This window comes from Haloechinothrix alba (assembly GCF_900188115.1).
GTDB classification, from domain to species: Bacteria; Actinomycetota; Actinomycetes; order Mycobacteriales; family Pseudonocardiaceae; genus Haloechinothrix; species Haloechinothrix alba.
The window spans coordinates 69,513-89,887 of record NZ_FZNW01000017.1 but is presented as its reverse complement, the minus strand read 5'-3'; the positions used below and the strand labels follow the sequence as shown (position 1 = coordinate 89,887).

At 66.9% G+C, this 20,375-nt stretch carries 14 protein-coding genes and 1 pseudogene; 7 read left to right on the top strand and 8 right to left on the bottom strand.

The genetic code is table 11. The features are described 5' to 3' along the window. Window positions 1-145: 145 nt before the first annotated feature. From CHB84_RS16680 to mhpA, 5 genes and pseudogenes are all read right to left on the bottom strand, one after another. A pseudogene (locus CHB84_RS16680) lies at window positions 146-412 on the bottom strand (IS256 family transposase); the annotation flags it as partial. A 144-nt stretch (window positions 413-556) separates the two neighbouring features. Then, window positions 557-1,396 carry an intradiol ring-cleavage dioxygenase gene (locus tag CHB84_RS16675; RefSeq protein WP_089302555.1) on the bottom strand — a complete coding sequence of 280 codons (840 nt, stop codon included), beginning with the start codon at window positions 1,394-1,396 and terminating at the stop codon, window positions 557-559. Continuing rightward, the gene (locus tag CHB84_RS16670) at window positions 1,393-2,472 is read right to left on the bottom strand and encodes a maleylacetate reductase (RefSeq protein ID WP_089302597.1); all 1,080 of its coding nucleotides are present in this window, start codon (window positions 2,470-2,472) and stop codon (window positions 1,393-1,395) included. Before CHB84_RS16670 ends, CHB84_RS16675 begins: the two co-directional genes overlap by 4 nt. Before the next feature lie 5 nt (window positions 2,473-2,477). Next, complete coding sequence (gene tsdA / locus CHB84_RS16665) at window positions 2,478-3,467, bottom strand: gamma-resorcylate decarboxylase (protein WP_089302596.1); 990 nt, start codon at window positions 3,465-3,467, stop codon at window positions 2,478-2,480. Between the two features lie 60 nt (window positions 3,468-3,527). Further along, entirely contained in the window at window positions 3,528-5,096 is a 1,569-nt protein-coding gene (mhpA, locus tag CHB84_RS16660; protein WP_089302554.1) for a bifunctional 3-(3-hydroxy-phenyl)propionate/3-hydroxycinnamic acid hydroxylase MhpA, read from the bottom strand. Between the two features lie 268 nt (window positions 5,097-5,364). On the opposite strand from mhpA, the gene CHB84_RS16655 reads away from it, so the two are divergent. Further along, window positions 5,365-6,117: an IclR family transcriptional regulator gene (locus CHB84_RS16655; protein WP_217898598.1), complete on the top strand. Its 753-nt coding sequence runs from the start codon at window positions 5,365-5,367 to the stop codon at window positions 6,115-6,117. A 603-nt stretch (window positions 6,118-6,720) separates the two neighbouring features. Continuing rightward, window positions 6,721-8,037, top strand: a complete 1,317-nt coding sequence (locus CHB84_RS16650; protein WP_089302553.1) for an MFS transporter — start codon at window positions 6,721-6,723, stop codon at window positions 8,035-8,037. Window positions 8,038-8,551: 514 nt separating this feature from the next. Here CHB84_RS16650 and CHB84_RS16645 read toward each other — a convergent pair. The 3 genes from CHB84_RS16645 to CHB84_RS16635 all read right to left on the bottom strand — a co-directional run bounded on the left by CHB84_RS16645 (window position 8,552) and on the right by CHB84_RS16635 (window position 11,220). After that, entirely contained in the window at window positions 8,552-10,006 is a 1,455-nt protein-coding gene (locus CHB84_RS16645) for a sodium:solute symporter family protein (RefSeq protein ID WP_176440005.1), read from the bottom strand. Between the two features lie 93 nt (window positions 10,007-10,099). After that, window positions 10,100-10,303 carry a hypothetical protein gene (locus CHB84_RS16640; protein WP_089302551.1) on the bottom strand — a complete coding sequence of 68 codons (204 nt, stop codon included), beginning with the start codon at window positions 10,301-10,303 and terminating at the stop codon, window positions 10,100-10,102. A 119-nt stretch (window positions 10,304-10,422) separates the two neighbouring features. Continuing rightward, window positions 10,423-11,220 carry a PaaX family transcriptional regulator gene (locus CHB84_RS16635; RefSeq protein WP_089302550.1) on the bottom strand — a complete coding sequence of 266 codons (798 nt, stop codon included), beginning with the start codon at window positions 11,218-11,220 and terminating at the stop codon, window positions 10,423-10,425. Window positions 11,221-11,565: 345 nt separating this feature from the next. On the opposite strand from CHB84_RS16635, the gene CHB84_RS16630 reads away from it, so the two are divergent. From CHB84_RS16630 to CHB84_RS16610, 5 genes are all read left to right on the top strand, one after another. Beyond that, window positions 11,566-13,866 (top strand): DOMON domain-containing protein, encoded by a 2,301-nt coding sequence (locus CHB84_RS16630; protein WP_089302549.1) that lies wholly within the window; start codon window positions 11,566-11,568, stop codon window positions 13,864-13,866. A 160-nt stretch (window positions 13,867-14,026) separates the two neighbouring features. After that, a complete protein-coding gene (locus CHB84_RS16625; protein ID WP_245818789.1) occupies window positions 14,027-15,565 on the top strand; it encodes an FAD-dependent monooxygenase in 1,539 nt (512 codons plus the stop codon). Next, window positions 15,562-17,619: an acetate--CoA ligase family protein gene (locus CHB84_RS16620; protein ID WP_089302547.1), complete on the top strand. Its 2,058-nt coding sequence runs from the start codon at window positions 15,562-15,564 to the stop codon at window positions 17,617-17,619. The genes CHB84_RS16625 and CHB84_RS16620 overlap by 4 nt, the downstream gene beginning before the upstream one ends. Next, on the top strand, window positions 17,616-19,304 hold the full coding sequence (locus CHB84_RS16615) for a (2,3-dihydroxybenzoyl)adenylate synthase (RefSeq protein WP_089302546.1): 1,689 nt from the start codon (window positions 17,616-17,618) through the stop codon (window positions 19,302-19,304). The genes CHB84_RS16620 and CHB84_RS16615 overlap by 4 nt, the downstream gene beginning before the upstream one ends. Then, the gene (locus CHB84_RS16610; protein ID WP_089302545.1) at window positions 19,301-20,374 is read left to right on the top strand and encodes a cupin domain-containing protein; all 1,074 of its coding nucleotides are present in this window, start codon (window positions 19,301-19,303) and stop codon (window positions 20,372-20,374) included. The genes CHB84_RS16615 and CHB84_RS16610 overlap by 4 nt, the downstream gene beginning before the upstream one ends. The last annotated feature ends 1 nt before the right edge of the window (window position 20,375 follow it).

Genomic DNA, 20,375 nt, shown 5'->3' with positions numbered 1-20,375 from the left:
GGAACTTCGCCTATTGCGGGTAGTGAGGGAATAGGATGTGTCCCATGGATAGTGAGGTGACCCCAGCGACTTCTTCGTTCAGACGGTTTTGCCGTGTTCGAAGTGGGTGAGGATGAGCGCGGCTCGGGCTCTGGTGCCGCCTGGGCGAGTTCGGGCCGCCCCACCCGGCCGGGTCCCCCTTGCCGAAGCCGAGGTGATCAGTCATCTCGGTCTGCACGCCACGCCCGAGCACGGCCTTGATCAGCTCGGGCAGGAACCCGCCCTGACCGGTCACAGCCGGCCCGTCCTGGTCGACCCGGTCCATCAGCCCGTCCAGCAGACCCGCCTCGAGTATCTCGCTGACCGCATCCCGAGCCGACGACGACTCCCCGGCCGTGCCTCCCTCCGGCAGCTGCGAACCATGAGTTGCCATGGGCGTACTCCATCGAATTTGATCTCGTACACAACCCATCTACGCCCACAAACCCGTGAGTCACCGATCCTGACGCGGGAGATTCAGAGTCGAGCCACGTCGCTTACCACAACCGGTAAGACATGCCTCTGCTCCGCAGCAGCCTCAATTCGGTACAAGAACGAAATCGAGCGGCGAGCGCCACTGCGTGTCACCACTCTCGACCCGTTCGAAGGGCGCGACGAGAGACTCCTTGACCCCGAATACGGTGTCGGACTCCAGGTAAGCGTCGTCCCCCACGAAGGTGTGGGTGACCAGCTTCTGGTGCCCCGAGGCGGTGATCAGGAAGTGCATGTGCGCCGGCCGATTGGGATGCCGCCCCAGGTGGCCGAGCAACCTCCCGACCGGACCGTCGTCAGGAATCGGGTACGACGTCGGCTTGATGCCGCGGAAGAAGTAGCGGCCGTCCTCACCGGTGATGAATCGGCCCCGGTTGTTCCACTTCGGCTGGACGTCAGGCTGCTGCACGTCGTAGAAGCCCTCGGCGTTGTCGGACCAGACATCCACGCAGGCACCCTCGACCGGTCGGCCGTCCAGGTCGAGGACTCGGCCCTCGTAGCGGCAGGACTCTCCCTTGCCGTCCAGTGAGATGTTGTCTCCCATCTGGCGGATCGGCGCGCCCTCGACGTGGAAGGGACCGAGCACTGTGTTCTCGGTCGCGCCCGCCGGGCGCCGGTTGTTGATCGCGTCGACCAGCATCGAGAGCCCCAGTACGTCGGAGAGCAGAATGAATTCTTGCCGCTCGGCGGAGCTGATCTGACCGGTCCGAGTCAGGAAATCGATCGCGACGTCCCACTCCTCCTGGGTCAACTGCACCTCCTTGGCGAAGGCGTGCAGGTGCGTCACCAGGTTCGACATGATCTCGGCGAGCCGCGGGTCGATCTCGGTACCCATCCGTGCGTTGACGGTGTCGACGGAGCCGGCTTCGGTGAAGTAACGGGTCACTGCTGCGCCTCCTCGGGAAGGGTGTTCGGTCGTTCCCCGCTCCATGCGCGCTGCAGCAGGGAACGGATGGCGTCCCGGTCCAGTGGGCGCGGTGACCAGTAGGGGTTGGCCGTGGCCAGCTCGGCCATTCGGTCCAGGTCGGCTTCGGCGATACCCAGGTCGGACAGTCGCAGCGGTGCACCCAACGATGCCGCGAAGTCGTGCAGGCCGCCACCTGCCTCGCCGCCGAACAGCTCCGCTACCGGCGCGAGCTGTCGCGGCACCGTTTCCTCGACGAACCCGATCGTGTGCGGCAACAGGATCGCGTGCGTCTCGGCGTGCGGCAGATCCAGTGACCCGCCCAGGGTGTGGCACAGCTTGTGGTGCACTGACATACCGACCGCGCCCAACACCGTGCCGCACAGCCACGCGCCGTACAGCGCCAGGTCACGAGCGGCCGCGTCAGCCGGGTCATGCACCAGCGTCGGGAGCGCATCCCGCATCGCCCGCAACCCCTCCATCGCGACCAGCGTGTGTATCGGGCTGCCGTCCCGGGCGTAGATGCCCTCGACTGCGTGAGCCATGGAGTTGAGACCACTGGTCACCGACAGCGACACCGGCAACGTGTCCGTCAAACCCGGGTCGTAGATTACTGTCTCCGGCAGGATTTCGGGACCACGGCGTGTGGTCTTCACCCCGTCCTCGGTCTCGCCCAGGATCGGCGTCACTTCCGAGCCGGCATAGGTAGTTGGGATGGCCACCTGAGGTACGCCTGTGCGTACGGCGATCGCCTTGGCGAGTCCGATGGTGGAGCCACCGCCCACCGAGACGACACAGTCCGCGTTACTGGAGCGCAGTGTGGCGATCGCACGTTCGGTCACCTCCACCGGCGTGTGCATGGTGGCCTGATCGAACACCCCCGCAGCCAACCGGCCCAAGTGCTCCGCAACCCGCTCGGCCTCGGGCCGCTGGTGCGGCGTGCTCAGCACCAGCGCCCGCGTACCTTCCAGCCGCACCGCCTCCTCGGCGACCTGGCCGAGTCGGCCGCGCCCGAACACGACCCGGGTAGGCAGGCTCGAGTGGACGAACGAATCCATCGACATCACCCCTCCAGCCCGAACAGCCGCCGGGCGTTCGTACTCCCGATCCGCTTCCGGTCCGCCTCCGAGATCGAGGCCGCGTCGAACCAGTCCGCCGCGTGGTCGATGTTCTCGAACGGCCAGTCGGTCGAGAACATGATCCGGTCGGACCCCAGCTCGAGGATGGCGTCGATCAGGGTCTGGGTCCGGAAGTTGCCCGACGTCGTCAGGTGGAAGTTCTCGGTGAAGTAGTCGGCGAACCGGCGCTGCGCGGGATGGGCCGCGGGCACGTCCACCCAAGCGTTCCGGTTGTCGATCCGCCACAGCATGGCCGGGATCCCCTCACCCAGGTGCCCCAGGATGATGTCCAGCGACGGGTACTCGTCGAAGAGGCCGGATCCCATCAGCCGCAGCGCATGGACGGCAGTCTCCTGGGCGAAGCCCCACGTCGGGCCCAGCAGCCACGGATGACCGTCGTAGATGCGCGCGTCTTGTGGCAGCGGATTGCGGGGATGCAGGTAGAAGGGCACGTTCAGTCGTGCGACCTCGGCCCAGAAGGACCGGTACTGCGGCAGGTCGTAGTAGAGTGGCTCATTGCCCCCGCCCTGGGCTTCATCTTGAGAAAAGCCGTTGACCAGAGCGCCGACGAAGCCCAGCTCGGTGACGCACCTGTGCAGCTCCTCGCTCGCTGCGTCCGGGTCCTGGAGCGGCAGCGCGGCGAAGGCTCGGAACCTGTCCGGCCGCTTGGCGCATTCCTCGGCGAGCGCGTCGTTGGCCCGGCGCGCCACGTCGATTGCGCATATCCGGTCAGGGATGGCCTGGACAGCAGGGGCGTTGAGGGACAGGATCATCGTCTCGATCCCATGCTGGTCCATGAGTTTCAGGCGGGTGTCTTGGATGTCGAGGAGCCGCGCCCGGAGCTCGTTCCAGTACGTACTGGGCACGAACCCCGCCGAATCGTCCAGGGTGTCGGGAATGGCGAAGTGCTCTTCGAGGGCGACCTTGTTCTGCATCATTGCTCCTGTGGTGGTCTGACGAGCGGGGTTGGTGGGGACCGCGTGCCGCGGAGCGATTCAGGGACGGCCGACCGCTGCGAGCAGGCCCTTGGCCAGCGCGGCCAGCTCCTCGGGGTCGCGCGCGACGCCGTAGATGTAGCTGTCGGGTCGCACGATCGCAGCGACGCAGTTGTTGTCGGTGAACCATGGGGCGTAGACACCGCCGGTGTCGGAGATCTCGGAACCGCCGTACATGCTCGCGAACCCGAACACGACCTCCTTCCCACCGAGTGCGGCGAAGGCGTCGCGATCCTCCTGCGCGACGGAGGTCAGGGCAGCGGGACCGTTGGCGACGATCAGCCAGCCGGTGCCGGCGACCTCGTCGAACAGCGCTGTTCCATCTACTGTGGACACAAGTCCTTGCGGAAAAATGCCGCCATGGTTGGCCACGAGGCCACCGGAGAGCGGCGGGTACGTCAGCTTGTCCGGCTTCTCGTTGGCCTTGCGTGCAGCGATCATGCGCGCGTCGCGCTTCTCGGCCTCCGCCACGTCGCGCATCGTTTGCACCCGGCCGAGCTCGATCGCTTTCTCGGTGATGAAGCGGACGTGTGGCTCGCGCTCGGCCTGGTAGCTGTCCAGCAACGACTCGGGGTGGCCGGCCAGCACCATATCGAGCTTCCACGCGAGGTTGCGGGCGTCCCGAATACCCGAAACCATCCCCTGCGCCAAGAAGGGCGGCATCTGGTGGGCCGCGTCACCGGCCAGTACGACGCGGTCGCGGCGCCACGTGTCGACGATGCATGAACGGAAGGTGTAATTGGCCACCCGCACCAGTTCGGCGTCCTCGGGCGTGAGGAACTCGGCGACCCGCGGCCAGACGGTGTCGGGCCGGACTGCCTCCTCCCGGCTGGTGTCAGCCTCGAGCCGGAAGGAGAACCGGTGATACTTCGGTCCAATGTTGACGATGGCGATCGGCTCGGCTGGGTTGCACACCTGACGGAACGTGGGCAGGCCCGGGACCTCGTGATGGAGCTTGAAGTCGCACACCAGCCAGTTTTCGAAGAAGCCGTAGTCGTCCAGCCGACCTCCCAGGTGCTGCCGGACGAAGCCGTTGCCACCATCGGCCCCTACGAGGTAATGGGCGCTCACCTGATGCTCCGTACCGTCGGCCGAGCGGCCCAGGACCTCAACTCGGTCGATCCCCTCTTCGACCGCGACGACCGTTACGCCCTGCCGCACTTCGACACCGGAGAACGACTTCACCAGCCGGTCGAGGGTCGCCTCGAGGTGTGGCTGGTACATCATGTATTGCGCCGGCCAGCCGCAGCGACCGGGATTGTCGTACTCGATGTCGAGCAAGACGTCGTTCTTGCCGTTGACCCAGACGTAGCCCCGCTGCACGTTGGTACCGGGCAGCATCTGCTCGGCCACGCCGAGCTTCTGGAAGGTCCGCATGGTCTCGTCGTCGAACGCCGCTGCCCGCGGCAGGTTGTAAAGGCCCTCATAACGCTCCAGCACCACCACGCTCCGGCCCTGCTGACCGAGGAGCGCGGCCAAGGCCATGCCGGTCGGCCCGTAGCCGACGATCGCCACGTCGAACACGGTGGTGTCCTCATCCGCAGGAGCGGGTGCCGATGCAGTCGTCATTGATCCGGGATTCCTTTCGCGTGCGCGCCGTCCCGTCATGTCGCCCCAGCCTCGTCACGGCGGGACGTGAGTGTCACAACACACTGACCATATGATTTCACTAGTCATAAAGTCAATGCATTATAGTGAAATACGAGTTGGGGTTCGCGCACACGTCGACGCACGCCGTCGCGCTACTGGCCGCCACGTAGACTCGTCCATCGTGAGTCGACCCAACGACGAGCCGTCAGAACCTGCGCCCGCCGCCCCTCGCCAGGGGATCCAGTCCGTGGAGCTGGCCATGACCGTGCTACAAGCGATCGAGCAAGGACTGAGGCCGATGAGCCTGACCGAGATCGCCGCCGCCGCGGACATGGGGGCAAGCAAGGCCCATCGCTACCTGGTGAGTCTGTGTCGGGTTGGCCTTGTGGCGCAGTCGCAGCGGTCCGGCCTCTATGACCTCGGCCCCGGCATGCGGCGGCTGGGCATCGAGGCGCTGCGCCGCATGGACGAGGTTGGGCTGGCCACCGAATACCTGCCCACCCTGCGCGACCGCACCTCCCACTCCGTGAACCTGGCCGCATGGGGGGACAACGGGCCCGTCATCGTCCGGTGGGATTACGGCGCCTACGCGTTACCCATCACCGTCCGTGTCGGCGCTACCATGCCGCTACTGACATCCTCAGTGGGACGGATCTATCTCGCCTACCTGCCTCGAACCATGACCGACCCGGTCCTGGGAAGCCAGCTCGCGCTACAGGGAGAAGCATCCCCCACCAGCGAAGAGATCGAGCAGATCCGCACCAGCGTCCACGAGCGCGGACTGGCAGTGACGTCCGGCGGAGTGATCCCCGGCGTCGCCTCGGTGGCCGCTCCTGTCTTCCCGGCCGGCGAGTCGATCCCACTGGCGCTCGCCGTCGCACTGCCGGAGCGCCTGGCCGACGACAAGACGATGACCGACATCGAATACGAGCTCCTCCGGATCACCGAGGAGATCACCGCCGACCTCGGCGGCGCAGCCGGAGCGAGAAGCGAGGCCTGACGACCTCCCGGGGTCGCTCCTTCACCAGCCGTTGTCGGAGCAGGTCCGCCAGATCGTGCGTTCGGCCGCGGTGACACCGGCGGCTCGGGCCTGGTCGGGTCAGGAGCCGATAGCCGAACTCCGGATCGTCGTGGTGGACGTCGAAGACCGTGTTGGCCACATACGCCTCGGTTCAGCTCGGTGGCGGTGACCGGCCGAATCTCCCACCGGTAGTGATGCTGGCCGTCAAGCTCAAGCACTCGGCATGCCACCGCCACGGCGATCCCGTCCGTGGCCAGCTCGCCCACGAGCGGGTACCGGACTCGCGATTGCGGGCGATGCGCACGACGTCTTCACGGAACTCACGGGGATACGGCTTGCCCGCAGCGACATCCTTCCGGCCCGCCCCTCGGGCAAGCCATCTCGGCTGTCACGCATCCTGCAGCACCCCTCGCTCCTGCCACCACGCGAAGAGCACTCCTGTCCATCTGACGGTAACTGCCACGTAGCCCTTGACACGCCACCAGACTCGTAATCACTATTGATTAACTAATTCACTATTACAGAACCGGTTGGACGCGCGTCGCGACCGGAGTGGCCCCGCGAGGGCGTCTAGGAGCACCCATGAAGACCACCAAGGACACCGCCGTCCGTTCCCGCAGGTTGACCAGCAGCGGTGGCCTGCTGGCCATCGCCTGGGTCATCTCTTCGCTGGAGGGCTACGACCTGGCCGTCTACGGCGCCTCCGTGCCAGCCATCCTCAAGAACACCTCGCTCGGTGTGGACGTCTCGAGTGCCGGCTTCATCGGCTCTCTCGTCGGCATCGGCATGCTGGTCGGCGCGGCTTTCGCCGGCGCGGTTGTCCACCGGTTCGGCCCGCTCCGGCTCATCACCGGAGCCGTGGTCATCTTCAGCCTGGGCATGCTGATGAGTGCGGTCGCGCCGAGTGCGGAGATCTTCGGCCTAGGCCGGCTCGTCGTCGGTCTAGGCCTGGGCGTTGTACTCCCAACGATCAACGCGTACATCGCGGACCTCAGCACGCCCAGCCGGGTCTCCCGAAACGTCGGCCTGATCATGAGCGGCTACGCAGCCGGTGCACTCTGCGCTCCGCTGTTCGCCGCAGCACTCGTCGACTTCTCCTTCCGGTGGCTCTACGTGATCGGCGTCGTGCCGGTCCTTGTCCTCGCGCCGCTACTGCGCAAGCTTCCCGAGAGCCCGGTGCATCTGCGTCGCACCGGACGGGTCGACGACGCCGAAGCCGTCGAGGCGGGTTACGGCCTGCCCGCGGCACCACCTGTCACCACCAAACGTCCCGGCCGCTTCATGGGACTTGGCGCCCTCCTGGCAAAGGGTGTGTGGTGGCCGACCCTGCTGTTCTGGGTGATGTCGTTCTGCGGCTTGCTACTCGTATTCGGCATCAGCGCCTGGTTGCCCACGATCATGCAGGACGCGGGCTACAGCGTCGGTTCCGCCTTGCTGCAGGCGGCCGCCATGTGGGTCGGGGTCGGGGTCGGCGTCATTGCCGGCGGCCGAGTCGCCGACGTCGTCGGACCCAAGTCCGTCGTGGTCATCGCATTCCTCGTCGGCACCATCAGCCTGGTCCTGATGAGCCTCAACCCGACCATCTGGATCCTCTATGTACTGATGTTCGTCAGCGGCTTCGGGTTCATCGGAGCACAGATCATGGGCAACGCCTTGATCGTTACCCGCTACCCCGCCGAACTTCGCGGCAACGGCCTGCCCTGGGCACTGGCCGTGGGCCGCCTCGGCGCCATCGTCGGCCCCACGCTGGGTGCGGTGGTCCTCTCCTCCGGCGTCCCGAGCCAGTGGAACTTCTACGCCTTCGCCATCCCCGCGCTGATCGGGGCATCTGTTGCCCTTCTCGTCCCGCGGATGATCGGCGACCGGTACGCCGCCGCACCGGGCGCGACTGTCCGGTGAGTGGTACATCTGGTCTGACACGCCGCACTCGGCTCGGAGGAAGGACCTGCAGTGAGCGGCAGTATCAACTCCATGCCCTCACTGCGGGCGGACTCCACAAGCTGCGGCGCTGGTTGAGGTCGAGGTAGAGGTGGAGGGCGTGGGTGAGGCGGTCGAGTTCGGCGTGGGTTGCTTGGCGGTGCATCAGCCGGAGCAGCCCTTCGCGGACGGCTTCGGAGCGGTTCTTCAGGCCTGCGAGGTCGCCCGCGCATCGGATCGGCGGGTACGGCCACGGCGATTTGCCCGGTCGGTGGCTGGCGACGCTGTAAGAAGTACCGCGGATGATTGCAGGCCTCGGTGCTCATCAGCGCTTCTGTGAACGTGTGCGAGAACTCCCGCGGCAGATCCGGAGTCGTCTTCTCCGGCCGCTGGGGCAGCGACTGCGCCAGCTCCACACTCCCACGGACGGCCGTCGTGCTCCCCATGTTTCGTGACAGCGACTTCTCAGGTTCCCTGTCCTGGCCGGTGGCGTTCGCTACTTCCCCTGATCCGACGCTGGTTGCGGCTTACCGTGCCGTACCTCGTTCCACACCGAGTGGAATCGGTCGGCTGCGGCGTCTTGGCGCGGTGTAAGGAGGCTGACGACGACGAGGCTGAGCGCGCCGAGTGTGACTCCCCAGAACACCGGTTGCAGCCCGCCTACCACGGGATACCATTCGAGATACCCGCTGATCGCGATGGTTTGGCCGACGACCAGGCTGGCGATCGCCCCCCACTTGGTGGCGCGTCGCCAGAAGATTCCGGCGATCAGCAGCGGATAGAACACCGCGAAACCGGTGAAGGCGAACTGGGCGACATCGAAGATGCCCGGCATGTCCAGAAGTGACACGCCGTAGGTCAGCGCCAGCAGCACGAGGACGAACGCACGGGCGAACCGCACCTGCTCAGTAGGGGATGTTGTGCTCCGGTAGTGCCCGACGATGTCGCGGCTGAGCATGTTGCTGAGCGTCAGGATCTGGGCGTCCATTGACGACATAACAATCGCCAGTAGCGCCACCAGGCCGAATGCCGCTACCCAGGTCGGGAGTAATTGGGCCGTCATCATGAAAATGATCGAGTCGGCTTCACCGCCTGCCAGTCCGCGGATCACGGCAGCTCCCCAGAGTCCGAGCAGGATCGCGGGCGCCCACGTCGCCACCAGAGCGATCGGGTAGGCGATGCCGGATATACGTAGGTCCTTGCTGCTACGGGCAGAGATCATCCGGACCCATACGAAGGGGAAGGCGAAGATGATGAACGAGAACAGGATCAGCTGGCTTACTGTCGCGCCAAGGCTGAACGGTCCTTCCCAGCTGCGCACCAACAGTTCTGGCTGTTCGCGTTGCAGCGTGCCGATGATCCGCTCGGTGCCGCCGGCTGCGGAAGGAACAAGCAGCACGATCAGCAGAAGGAACGCCATGAAGAGTGCGGTCTGGGCGGTGTTCGTCCAGGCGGTCGCCTTCATCCCACCGGCCCACGTGTAGTAGGCGACGACGAGCGTGACGGCGAGCCCACCCACCCAGTACGGGACGGTCCCGTCGGTGAAGGTTTCCAGTGCGCGTCCGCCACCGATGACACCGGTCAGGATATAGGGAACCGTCCAACCGACGAAACCGAGAAACATCAGTATGGCGAGGCCGTCACTCTGGAACCGTTCGCGGTAGAACTCCACCGGAGTGATGTAGCCGTACCTGCGGGCGACCAGCCAGCACCGGTATCCGAAGTAGAATGACAGCGGCATCACGAACAGCAGCGGCGTGGCGAGCATGAGCCAGATGCTGATACCGCCGTGGTAGGCGACGCCTGGTAGGCCCAGCATCACGAAGGCGGTCATGTTGGTACCGAAGATCGCCGCGAAGAGCACAGTGCGACGCAGACCGCGATCGGCGAGAAAGTAGCTCTCCGCGTCGTGTTTCGTTCTGGCGGCGGCCGCGCGCCCGAGCAGGGCCATGAAGACGATGAACGTGGCCGCGCAGAGCAGTACGAGGGCGGTTTCCGACATAGTTGCGTCTCTTTCAGATCCGGTGCAACGCGTGCTGTGAGTTCACTTGTGTCGGGCGGGCCACACCAGACGGAAGATCGCCCACACTGCGACAGCGGACAGTGCGGCGTAGGCGATGAAGTATGCGAACTGGATGGGTATACCGAGGATGACGGGCTCCGCGGTCGAGCCGATCCAGCCGATCCATTGCAACGCCAGCATGACGATCACGATGGCCCCCGCGATGACGAGGCGTGTGCGGTTCACGTCCGACCTCTCTTCGGTCGCATGGGTTGAGTGACTAATAGGAAACACTCATGCGACGCTCGTGTCAATATCGACACGTAAAATGTCGAGACGATCCCGCTGAGCGGGCCCGGCAGAACCTACTGGTTGATGACGGTGTCGACGTAGCTCTCGGCGGGCTCCTGAAGGAGGTCGTGTGCTTCGATGAACACGTCGTGGGCGCGCCGGCCGACCCAGCGTTGCGGGAGCAACTCGAGTGGGAGGTCCGGGTCGCGGAAGGGGAACTTGCGGTAGTCGTAGATCAACTGGGTACGTTCGACCAGTGCTTCCATCGGGGTGAGTGCGCCGCGCCGGTACTGCCCGAGGCGTGGCTCGTAGGTCGTGAGGAACTCCGTGTAGTCGGCGTTCAGCGACTCGAGGTCCCAGCAGCGTGCTGCCATCTCGCGGTCTGTGTCGACTCCGCCGGATTGACAGGTCAACAGGTCCAGCCGTACCGCAGGCTCATTCGCGAAGTGTTCGGAAATCTGCCGCAGCCGGTCATGTGGGCTGATGTACGTCGAACTGGCCAGCGCTCCGAAGCCCAGCCAGGCCAGTTCCTTGCGCACCTGGTCGCGAATGCTGCGCTCGGCTTCCGGGACGGAGTAGATCACCATGTGCCACTGCCCGTCCCACGGTTCGCGAACGGGATTGAAGATGCGGTCTCGGCCTTCATCGAGCATGCGGAGGCTGTCGCTGTTGAGGGCGTAGACAGTCTCGCGCCCGCTCTTGTGCGCGTCGAACCATCCTTCCTTGCACAGCCGCGCCATCACGACCCGTACTGTGCTGTCGCCTACGCCGAAGCAGTCGAGCAACGCGCTGATGGAGCGCAGGCGCGCGGCGCCGCCGCGGTACCGGATGTAGTCGCCGAACAGGTCGAACACGATCGACCGCGGCCGCATGCGCCCCTCCTTGCTCGGTGTCACCGTGGGGTTTCCGAGTCTCGCATGTACTCCGCGGTCACGCTGTGACGGCGGTTCCGCGCCTCCGTCACTGGTTCGGGCGACCTGTGACGTATCAAAGTTTCGTTGCCGTGACGGTCGGACCATAGTTGGCACATGATACGGCACGCTCGACAGTTCCGTGCCTCCGTATCTCTCTGTTCTGACGCGTCCGTGTTCCGGAGTGCTTGACGCGAAGTTTATGATTCGTTTCTATCTCGATCGTTCTGTATGTGACACTAATATCGGAGGTTGCTGACGATGAGGTCTACAAGGCGGCGGGGGCGGCCCGTGATCGTTCCCGTAGTGGCTGTCGCGCTACTGGCCGCGCCCCTGGCGGGTAGCGCGACAGCGGGGGCTTCGGACGATTCCGAAGAAGCTGCGTGGCAGGACGATGCCGGCCCGAGCATCCTGCACGACGAACCGCCACGCGCGCCGCAGCTGGAGAACACGGGAATCTGGCGTGCCGAGCCGACCCAGGTGTGCATGAGCAGCGCCTACCGTGCCGGCGAGTTCCTGTACCAAGGGTGCTTGTGGGACGACCATGGCGGCGGTACGTACATGGATTGGCCTGCTGAGACCGCGTTGGATGCCTACACCTATCCCACCGATGATGCCTATCGAAGGAATGCGGCCGACCTCGTCGAACTCCGGGCGCAACCACACGGTGACGGGACGGCCTTCCGTATCACCTACAACACCATGACCGATCCGGACCTGGTCGCTACCACGATCGCATTGGGCGATTCCGATGAACCGGTGGAAGCGCCGCATGGGGCGAACACGGTGCTACCGGCGGAAAGCTTCGTCACCGTGCACGGCTCGCAAGCGCGGTTCGTCGATGCTGCAAGCGGGGAGGAGGTCGGTGGTGGGGCGGCCACCGTTGACCTGGAACGACGACAGGTCGAGGTGCACGTACCGAACTCGGTGTTCGACCCTGGTGACGAGACGGTGCGTATCGCCGCCGCAAGCGGCCTCTGGGACACGGGCAACGATCAGTACCTGGTTCCGCGGCAGGTCGCCGACGAGGGCCACCCCGGCGGGGCACAGCTGGGCGACCCGGCGCCGTCAGCGTTCTTCGACGTCGCGTTCCGGTACGACGAACCGCTGGACGCGCCGTGGCGGGACCGGCAGCAGAAGGAGGCGATCGCTGCCGGAGACATCAGCGACTTCTTCGCCGAGGTCGACTTCGCGAAGCTGCGGCGCCAGGTCGAAGACGACATGACAGGTCAGCGTGAGGGCGTGCCCGACACCGGCTATATCCACCGCATCTATCCGAGCCACTTCGAGAACGAGCAGGGGCGACGGATGCCCGGCGACGCCGGCGGCCCGCCGGCCGGGGCGTTCACCCAGCAGGACGGCCTGAACCTGCACAGTTCCGAGGGGTCGTCGGAGCGCCCGAGCGGCCAGTTCGGCTGGGTGTGTCGTGATGACTGCGTGCCCAGCCTGGCCGGCCAGCTTCAGCGCTACCTGATCCACATCCCGGAGGAGGGGGCGTCCGGGGGCGGGTACGCGTCGCTGACCTGGTTGCCGGGATTCGCCCAGACACCCGGCGAGTGGGTGACCGGGGAGAACGATCTTTACCAGTCGTTGGCGCGGGAGGCGGAGACGCCGACGGCCGTCGTCGCGGTCGATGGACGCGGCAGCGACAACTGGTTCTACGGGCGGTCCGGTGCCAGCGTGTTCGAGGCGATCGCCGATGCCCAACGGCATTACCCGCTCGCCCCGGACCGCAGCATGCTGGGCGGGTTCTCCAGCGGCGCCTACGGTGCCAACAAACTCTCGTTGCAGTTCCCGGACGCGTTCAGCAAGGCCTTCATCTGCGACGGCCTCGACAGGGCACCGTCGTTCCCCGGGGTCAACGCGGTCGCCGACACGCTGCCCGTCGACACGGTGACCGAGCACGAAGCCGGGTCGAAGCTCACCCCGCTGCTGCCGTCGCGGCACAACCAGCCGGTCATGGAGTGGGCCGGAGCCAATGATGACTTCATCCCGTACAACATCACGCGTGAGCGTGCCGAAGCGTACGCTGCCGGTGACTACGACTACGAGTTCATCACCTGGGCCGGAGTAGCCTCCGAGCACGCGTTCATGTGCGAGGCAGCGGTCCAGGGTATCTCGGTCGGTGGCACCTGGGATGTGCTGACCGATTGGGTCGGCGATGGGGCTCGCGTCGACGACCCCGCACGGGTGAGCTATGTACGTAACCCGCTCATGGACGACCCGCAGTCCGGCCTCGTCGGCGACCGCGCGTACTGGCTGCCCGGCATCGACACTCGTCAGGACGACGAGCTGGGTACGGTCGAGGCGTTCTCGCGCGGCTTCGGTGCCGGCGAGCGCGCGGTCGGAGGGAAACAGACCGAACTGCACAGCGTCTCCGGCAATACGATCCCCGTCAATCCGTACCTCAGGGAGTTCCGGCACCTCCCGGATCCGCCCGAGGAACCGCGCGAGAACCGTATCGAGATCAACGTGACCAACATCGATTCGCTGGCGGTCGACCCGGCACAGGCACAGGTCGGCTGCGACACCGAGCTGGACGTCACCACAGACGGCCCGGTCGAGGTCACGTTGCTGGGCTGTGACCGGATCGAGCAGTTCGGCTGAGGTCTGGAAGCGCTGCGCGAGCGGGGCCGGAACGCGACTCAGTGCGCCGGCCCCGCTCGGTCACACAAAAAGGTTTCAATATGTCGACGGACGTGCTATTTTTGACACGTAACGTCCCGGTGGCAGCAGCGAGGTGGAGATGGTGAGACGGATCGCTTGCGTGGGCGGAGGCCCGGGCGGGCTGTTCTGTGCCACGTTGATCAAACAGGCGATGCCGGAGGTCGCGGTGACGGTGTTCGAACGCAACCGTGCCGAGGACACCTTCGGTTTCGGTGTCGTGTTCTCGGACGCCACATTGGACGCTATCCATCAAGCCGATCCGGTGCTGCTCGAGGGATTGCGCGACCACGGTGCACACTGGGACGAGATCGAGGTCCGCCTGAAGGGGCAGGTCCTGCGCTGCGCCGGCAACGGGATGGCGGCTATCGATCGCAAGAAGCTCCTGCAGCTCCTCCAAGACAGGGCCGCCGAGGTCGGTGTCGACCTACGATTCCAGCACGCGATCACGGGGCTCACCGAGCTGGACGGCTACGACCTGGTCGTCGCTGCGGATGGTGCGAACTCGCGCCTCCGCGAGGAACTGGCCGATGCGGTGGCGCCGTCGGTCGAGGTCGCGGACGCGAAGTTCATCTGGTTCGGCACGCCGTACCAGTTCCGTGGGCTGACGTTCGTCCACGAGCGTAGCCAGCACGGCGCGTTCGCGGTGCACGGGTACCCGATCAGCGACACGGTCAGTACGTTCATCGTCGAAACGGACGAGCGCACGTGGCGCGCCGCCGGTCTCGACGAGTTCGACACCAGCCAACCTCCGGGGATCAGCGACACCAAGACGAAGGATTACCTGGAGAAGCTGTTCGCGCACCAGATCGACGGCCGGCCGTTGCTCACGAACAACTCGCGGTGGGGCAACTTCCGCACCCGGCGCGCGCGCTCCTGGCACCACGGCAACGTGGTGCTGCTCGGCGACGCCGCACACACCGCCCACTTCTCCGTAGGGTCGGGAACGAAGATGGCGATGGAGGACGCGGTGGCGCTGGCCGCGGCACTCAGGAGGACACCGGACGACGTCGCCGGGGCTTTGCAGCGCTACGAGCGCGACCGCATGCCCGGGGTGGCCAAGATCCAGGACTCCGCGCGGCCCAGCCTGTCCTGGTGGGAGCGTTTCGGGCGGTATCACGAGTCGTTCGACCCCACGCGCTTCACCTTCCACTTCCTCACCCGCAGCATCGGCCGAAGCAGGCTGGCCGGTCGGGACCCGGAATTCGTCGCCGACGTCGAGCGGGCCTGGCGTGCCGAACACGACGGCCACGACGTGCTCGACACGCCACTCGAGCTAGGGGACACGCGGCTGCCTGGCCGGTTCCTCACCGACGATCCCGGCGTGCACCTGACAACCGATCCACTACAGCCACGTGCGGCGACGGCCCCGTGGGGCCTGTGGCTGGCCGCCCCGGAGGACGAATCCGGACTGCCTGCCGCCTACGACGAGCTCGCCGGCCGCGCGGAGCACGGTCCGGCACTCGTGGCCGTGCACGCGGGCTCAGCGTTGACCAGGACGCTGCTTTCCGAACAGGCCCGGCTCGTGCACGGCATTCCCACGCTGGTGATCGAACCGGATGCCGACGCCGACCGCGCCGCCACGCTCGTGCTGTCCGGGCGCGCCGATGCGGTCGCACCCGCGCAGGCGGTGGTCCGATGACCATGGCGGGTGATCTTCAGGCGATGTTCGCGCCCCGCACCGTCGCGGTGATCGGGGGCTCCCGCACCGGAGGAAAGCTCGGTGCCGTGATGGCACGCTCGCTGTCCACCTACGAACACGGATGCGCGCTGGTCAACGCGCGGCATCCGGATCCGGCGGAGGGGGTGTACGGCTCGCTGCGCGAGGCCGTCGCCGCGACCGGCCGGACCATCGACCTCGTTGTGCTGTGCGTGCCCGCGAACGCGACCGCGACCGCTCTCGGCGAGGCCCACGACGCAGGAGCCCGGGCGGCGGTGATCTGCTCCGGTGGCTTCGCCGAGATCGGCCAGGAGGGTGCCGAGCACCAGCGCGCCGTTCTCGAGGTCGTGGCTCGGACCGGCATTCGAGTGCTGGGACCCAACACCTCGGGTTTCGTCGCACCCCAGCGCGGCCTCGTCGCCAGCTTCGTGCCGGCTGCGGCCCAGCTGCCCGCAGGCCCTGTCGGGATAGTCGCCACCAGCGGTGGGGTGAACCATGCCCTGGCGTTCGCGCTGGCCGACGCGGGCGTTGGCAGCAGTCTGGCGGCGGGGCTGGGTGCCGGTGTCGATGTGACCGCCCCGGACGTGCTGGAGTACCTCGCGACTGATCCGGCCACCGAGGTGGTCGCGCTGCACATCGAGTCGGTGGCCGACGGCAGACGGCTGCTGGAGGCCGTGCGGTCCACCGTGCGTGCCAAACCCGTCGTAGCGCTGGTCACGGGGCGCAGCGACGTGGCCGCATTCGCGCGCTCGCACACCGGCGCGCTGGCGACCTCGTGGCGCACGACTCGCGCGGCATTGCGGCAGGCGGGTGCGGTTCTGGTCGACGACGATCGCGAGTTGGTCGACGCGCTCACCGCGCTTTCCCACTTGCGGCTCGAACCCGCAGCCGACCCCGGTATCGGCGTGATCACAGCGCAGGCCGGACCGGGCCTGCTCGTGGAGGACCGCCTGCGCACCGACGGTCTGCGGATACCGGAGCTGTCCACGACGACGCGGTCACGCATCGGCGAGGTACTACCCCCGCTGACCTACCAGCACAACCCGGTCGACACAGGCAGGCCGGGTGCCGGGTTCGGCACCGTGCTGCGCAGCGTGGCAGACGATCCCGCGATCGACCTCGTGGCCACCTACATGCTGACCGAACCGGACGCCATCGATCTCGTCAGTGCGGTGCAGGAGGCCGGGTTGCCGGAGCGCGCGCCGGCAGTCGTCACGCTCGGCGGGCCGGCCGATGACACCGTCGAGGTCCGGGACCAGCTGCACAAGATCGGCGTCCCGGCGCTGTCCAGCCCGACCGGAACGGCCAACGCGACGCGGGCGCTGGTCGCCGACGCCCGAGCTCGGTACCGCGGCGCGGGCGGGTCCGGCACGACGCGTCAGGTACCCCTCGCACCCGCGGGCACGGTCGATGAAGCGGCAGCCAAGGAGTTCCTGCACACGCTGGATGTTCCCGTCCCGGACAGCCGCGTGTGCGACTCTCGTGAGCAGGCCTGCCAGGCGCTGGCCGAACTCGGTCCCGGAGTGGCGGTGAAGATCCTCGATGCCACCATCCTGCACAAGACCGACGTCGGCGGGGTACACCTCGATATCCGCACCGAGTCACAGCTGGCAGACGCGCTCGACGCGCTCGAGGGCACAGGTGCCACGCGTTACCTGGTCGAGGAGATGGCGCCGTCCGGCGTGGATCTGGTTGTCGGAGCCCGGCGCGACCCGGTGTTCGGGCCGATCGTGCTGTGCGGACTCGGAGGAACCGCCACCGAGGCTCTCGCCGACGTCAGCGTCCGAGTCGCCCCGCTCGAGGCTGCTGAGGCCATGACGATGCCTGACGAGCTGGCGGGTCGAGCGCTGTTGGGCGGGTGGCGGGGAGGCCCTGTGCTGGACCGTGGGGAGTTCGCCCGGGTGATCACGTCGCTGGGTGGGGTTCTCCTCGCGCATCCGCACGTGAGCGAGATCGAGATCAATCCGCTCCGCGTGACCGGCTCGGGTCTGGTGGCACTGGATGCTGTGCTCACGCCTAGGCAGGAGGAAGGATGAGCTCGGTGCGAACATCACCGACAGCCGAAGGCGTTGTGCCCTGGCCGGCCGACGCCGCCGCACGCTACCGGGCCGAAGGGTACTGGGAGGGCATCCCGCTGGCGCAGTACTTCATTGCCCGCGCCGAGGCCTCACCAGCAGCAATGGCGGTCGTCGACGGGTCGACACGCCTGACCTACGCTCAGCTTCTCGCTCGCGCCGACGGTGCGGCTCTCCGGCTGCGGGAGCTGGGACTGCGCCCCGACGACCGGATCGTGGTGCAGCTGCCCAACTGCTGGGAGTTCATCGCGCTGGTCATCGGGTGCCTGCGGCTCGGTGTGGTGCCGGTGATGGCCCTGCCCGCACACCGCGACCACGAATTGAGCCATCTCGTCGAGCACGCCGAGGCACGGGCGATTGCCGTGCCGGACGAGCTGAAGGGCTTCGACCACGTGGCGATGGCCCACCGCATCGCCGAGCAGAGCAGCACCGTCGAGCACGTGCTGGTCACCTCCGACGCGCCCGGTGCCGGCAGCGTCGACCTCCGGCAGGTGTGCGCGCCGGCAGGTGATCCCGCGCGGGCACGCGAGGAGCTCGACAGCGCGCCACCGGATCCGGGCAGCGTGGCAGTGTTCCTGCTCTCCGGCGGCACCACCGGGCTGCCCAAACTGATCCCGCGCACGCACGACGACTACGCCTACAACGCCAAGCGGTCCGCAGCCGTATGCGGCTTCGACAGCGACACCGTATACCTCGGCGTGTTACCCCTGTCACACAACTTCCCGCTGGCCTGCCCCGGCATCCTCGGCACGTTCATCGCCGGCGGGCGTGTCGTGCTGACCGCGTCCCCGGACCCGGCGAAGGTGTTCGACCTGATCGAGCGCGAACGCGTGACGGCAACGGCCGTGGTGCCTGCAGCGGCGCAACGCTGGCTCGAGTTCCGCGACGCCGACACCGCCCACGATCTGAGCTCGCTCGGGTTGTTGCAGGTCGGCGGGGCACGGCTCGCGCCCGAGCTGGCACGCCGTGTCGGACCGGTACTCGGCTGCACCCTGCAACAGGTGTTCGGCATGGCCGAGGGGCTGCTGAACTACACCAGACTCGACGACCCCGACGAGGTCATCGTGCATACGCAAGGCAGGCCGATGTGCGAGGCCGACGAGATCCGTGTCGTCGACGAGTCCGACACGCCTGTACCAGCCGGCGAGGCCGGCATCCTGCTCACCCGCGGTCCGTACACCCCGCGGGGCTACTACCGGGCAGCCGCGCACAACGCGAAGGCGTTCACGGGCGACGGCTGGTACCGCTCGGGCGACATCGTCCGGGCGCGGCCGGACGGCAACCTTGTCGTGGAAGGCCGCGACAAGGACATGATCAATCGTGGTGGGGAGAACGTCTCCGCAGAGGAGGTCGAGAACATCGCCTACCGGCTACCGGCAGTCAGCCAGGCCGCCGCGGTCGCCATGCCCGACCGCGACGTCGGGGAGCGTGTCTGTGTCTACGTGGTGGTCCGTCCAGGCGAACGCCTGACGCTCGAGGAGCTGCGCACGGCCTACGAGCAAGCGCGCGTCGGGCGGTACAAGTGGCCCGAACGGCTTGTCGTGGTGGACGAGATCCCGCAGACCAAGGTCGGAAAGATCGACAAGAAGGCATTACGTGCCGACATCGCGCGCCGGCTCGAGGAGGAAGGAAGCCACCCAGGATGACCGGGACCGAAACTGAACCGGAACTCAAGCAGCTGTACAGGGACTTCGACCGAGCCGGCTTGGTTCCGCTGTGGACCGAAATCGGCAACATCATGCCGCAGACGCCGCAGCCGGCAGCACGGCCGCACGTGTGGCACTGGAGCGATCTGTACCCGCTGGCCGAGCGGGCGGGCGAGCTCGTGCCCGTCGGGCGCGGCGGGGAGCGCCGCGCCATCGCGTTGGCCAACCCAGGACTCGACGGCAAGCCGTTCGCGACGCCGAACCTGTGGGCGGCCGTACAGTACCTCGGCGTCGGTGAGGTGGCGCCGGCTCACCGCCACGCTCAGGGTGCCTTCCGGTTCATCGTCGAAGGTGAGGGCGTGTGGACGGTCGTCAACGGCGATCCGGTCGCCATGCGTCCGGGCGACCTCCTGCTCACCCCGTCGATGAACTGGCACGGGCACCATCACGTCGGGGACGCCCCGATGGTATGGCTCGACGGACTCGACATTCCGCTGGTGCACCAGCTCGACGCGAGCTTCTTCGAATTCGGCGAGGACGGGGTCACCGAGAAGGCCACTCCGGAACGGTCCCGGTCCGAGAAGCTCTGGGGACACGCGGGCCTGCGTCCGATCTGGGCCGAGGAGACACCGAACTCTCCGCTGATGGCCTACCGCTGGTCGGACACCGACGATGCGCTAGAGCAGCAGCTGGAACTCGAGCGCGACGGTTTCGCCACCGTGATCGGCCCAGGGCACGCGGGAATCCGCTTCACCAACCCCACGAACGGGAGCGACGCCCTGACGACGCTACGCACCGAGATGCACCGGCTCGCGCCCGGAGCGACAAGCGCGACCACGCGCACGGTGGGATCGTCCGTGTGGCAGGCGTTCCGCGGATCAGGAACGGCCTATCTGGACGGCGAGGCCATCGACCTCGATGCCGGAGACCTCGTTGCCGTGCCGTCCTGGTGCCCACTGCGTATAGAAGCGCACACCAGGATGGACCTCTTCACCTTCTCGGACGCCCCGGTGTACGAAGCTCTCAGCCTCGACCGACGCCACGTGACGCGGAACCCGAACGATCGCTAGG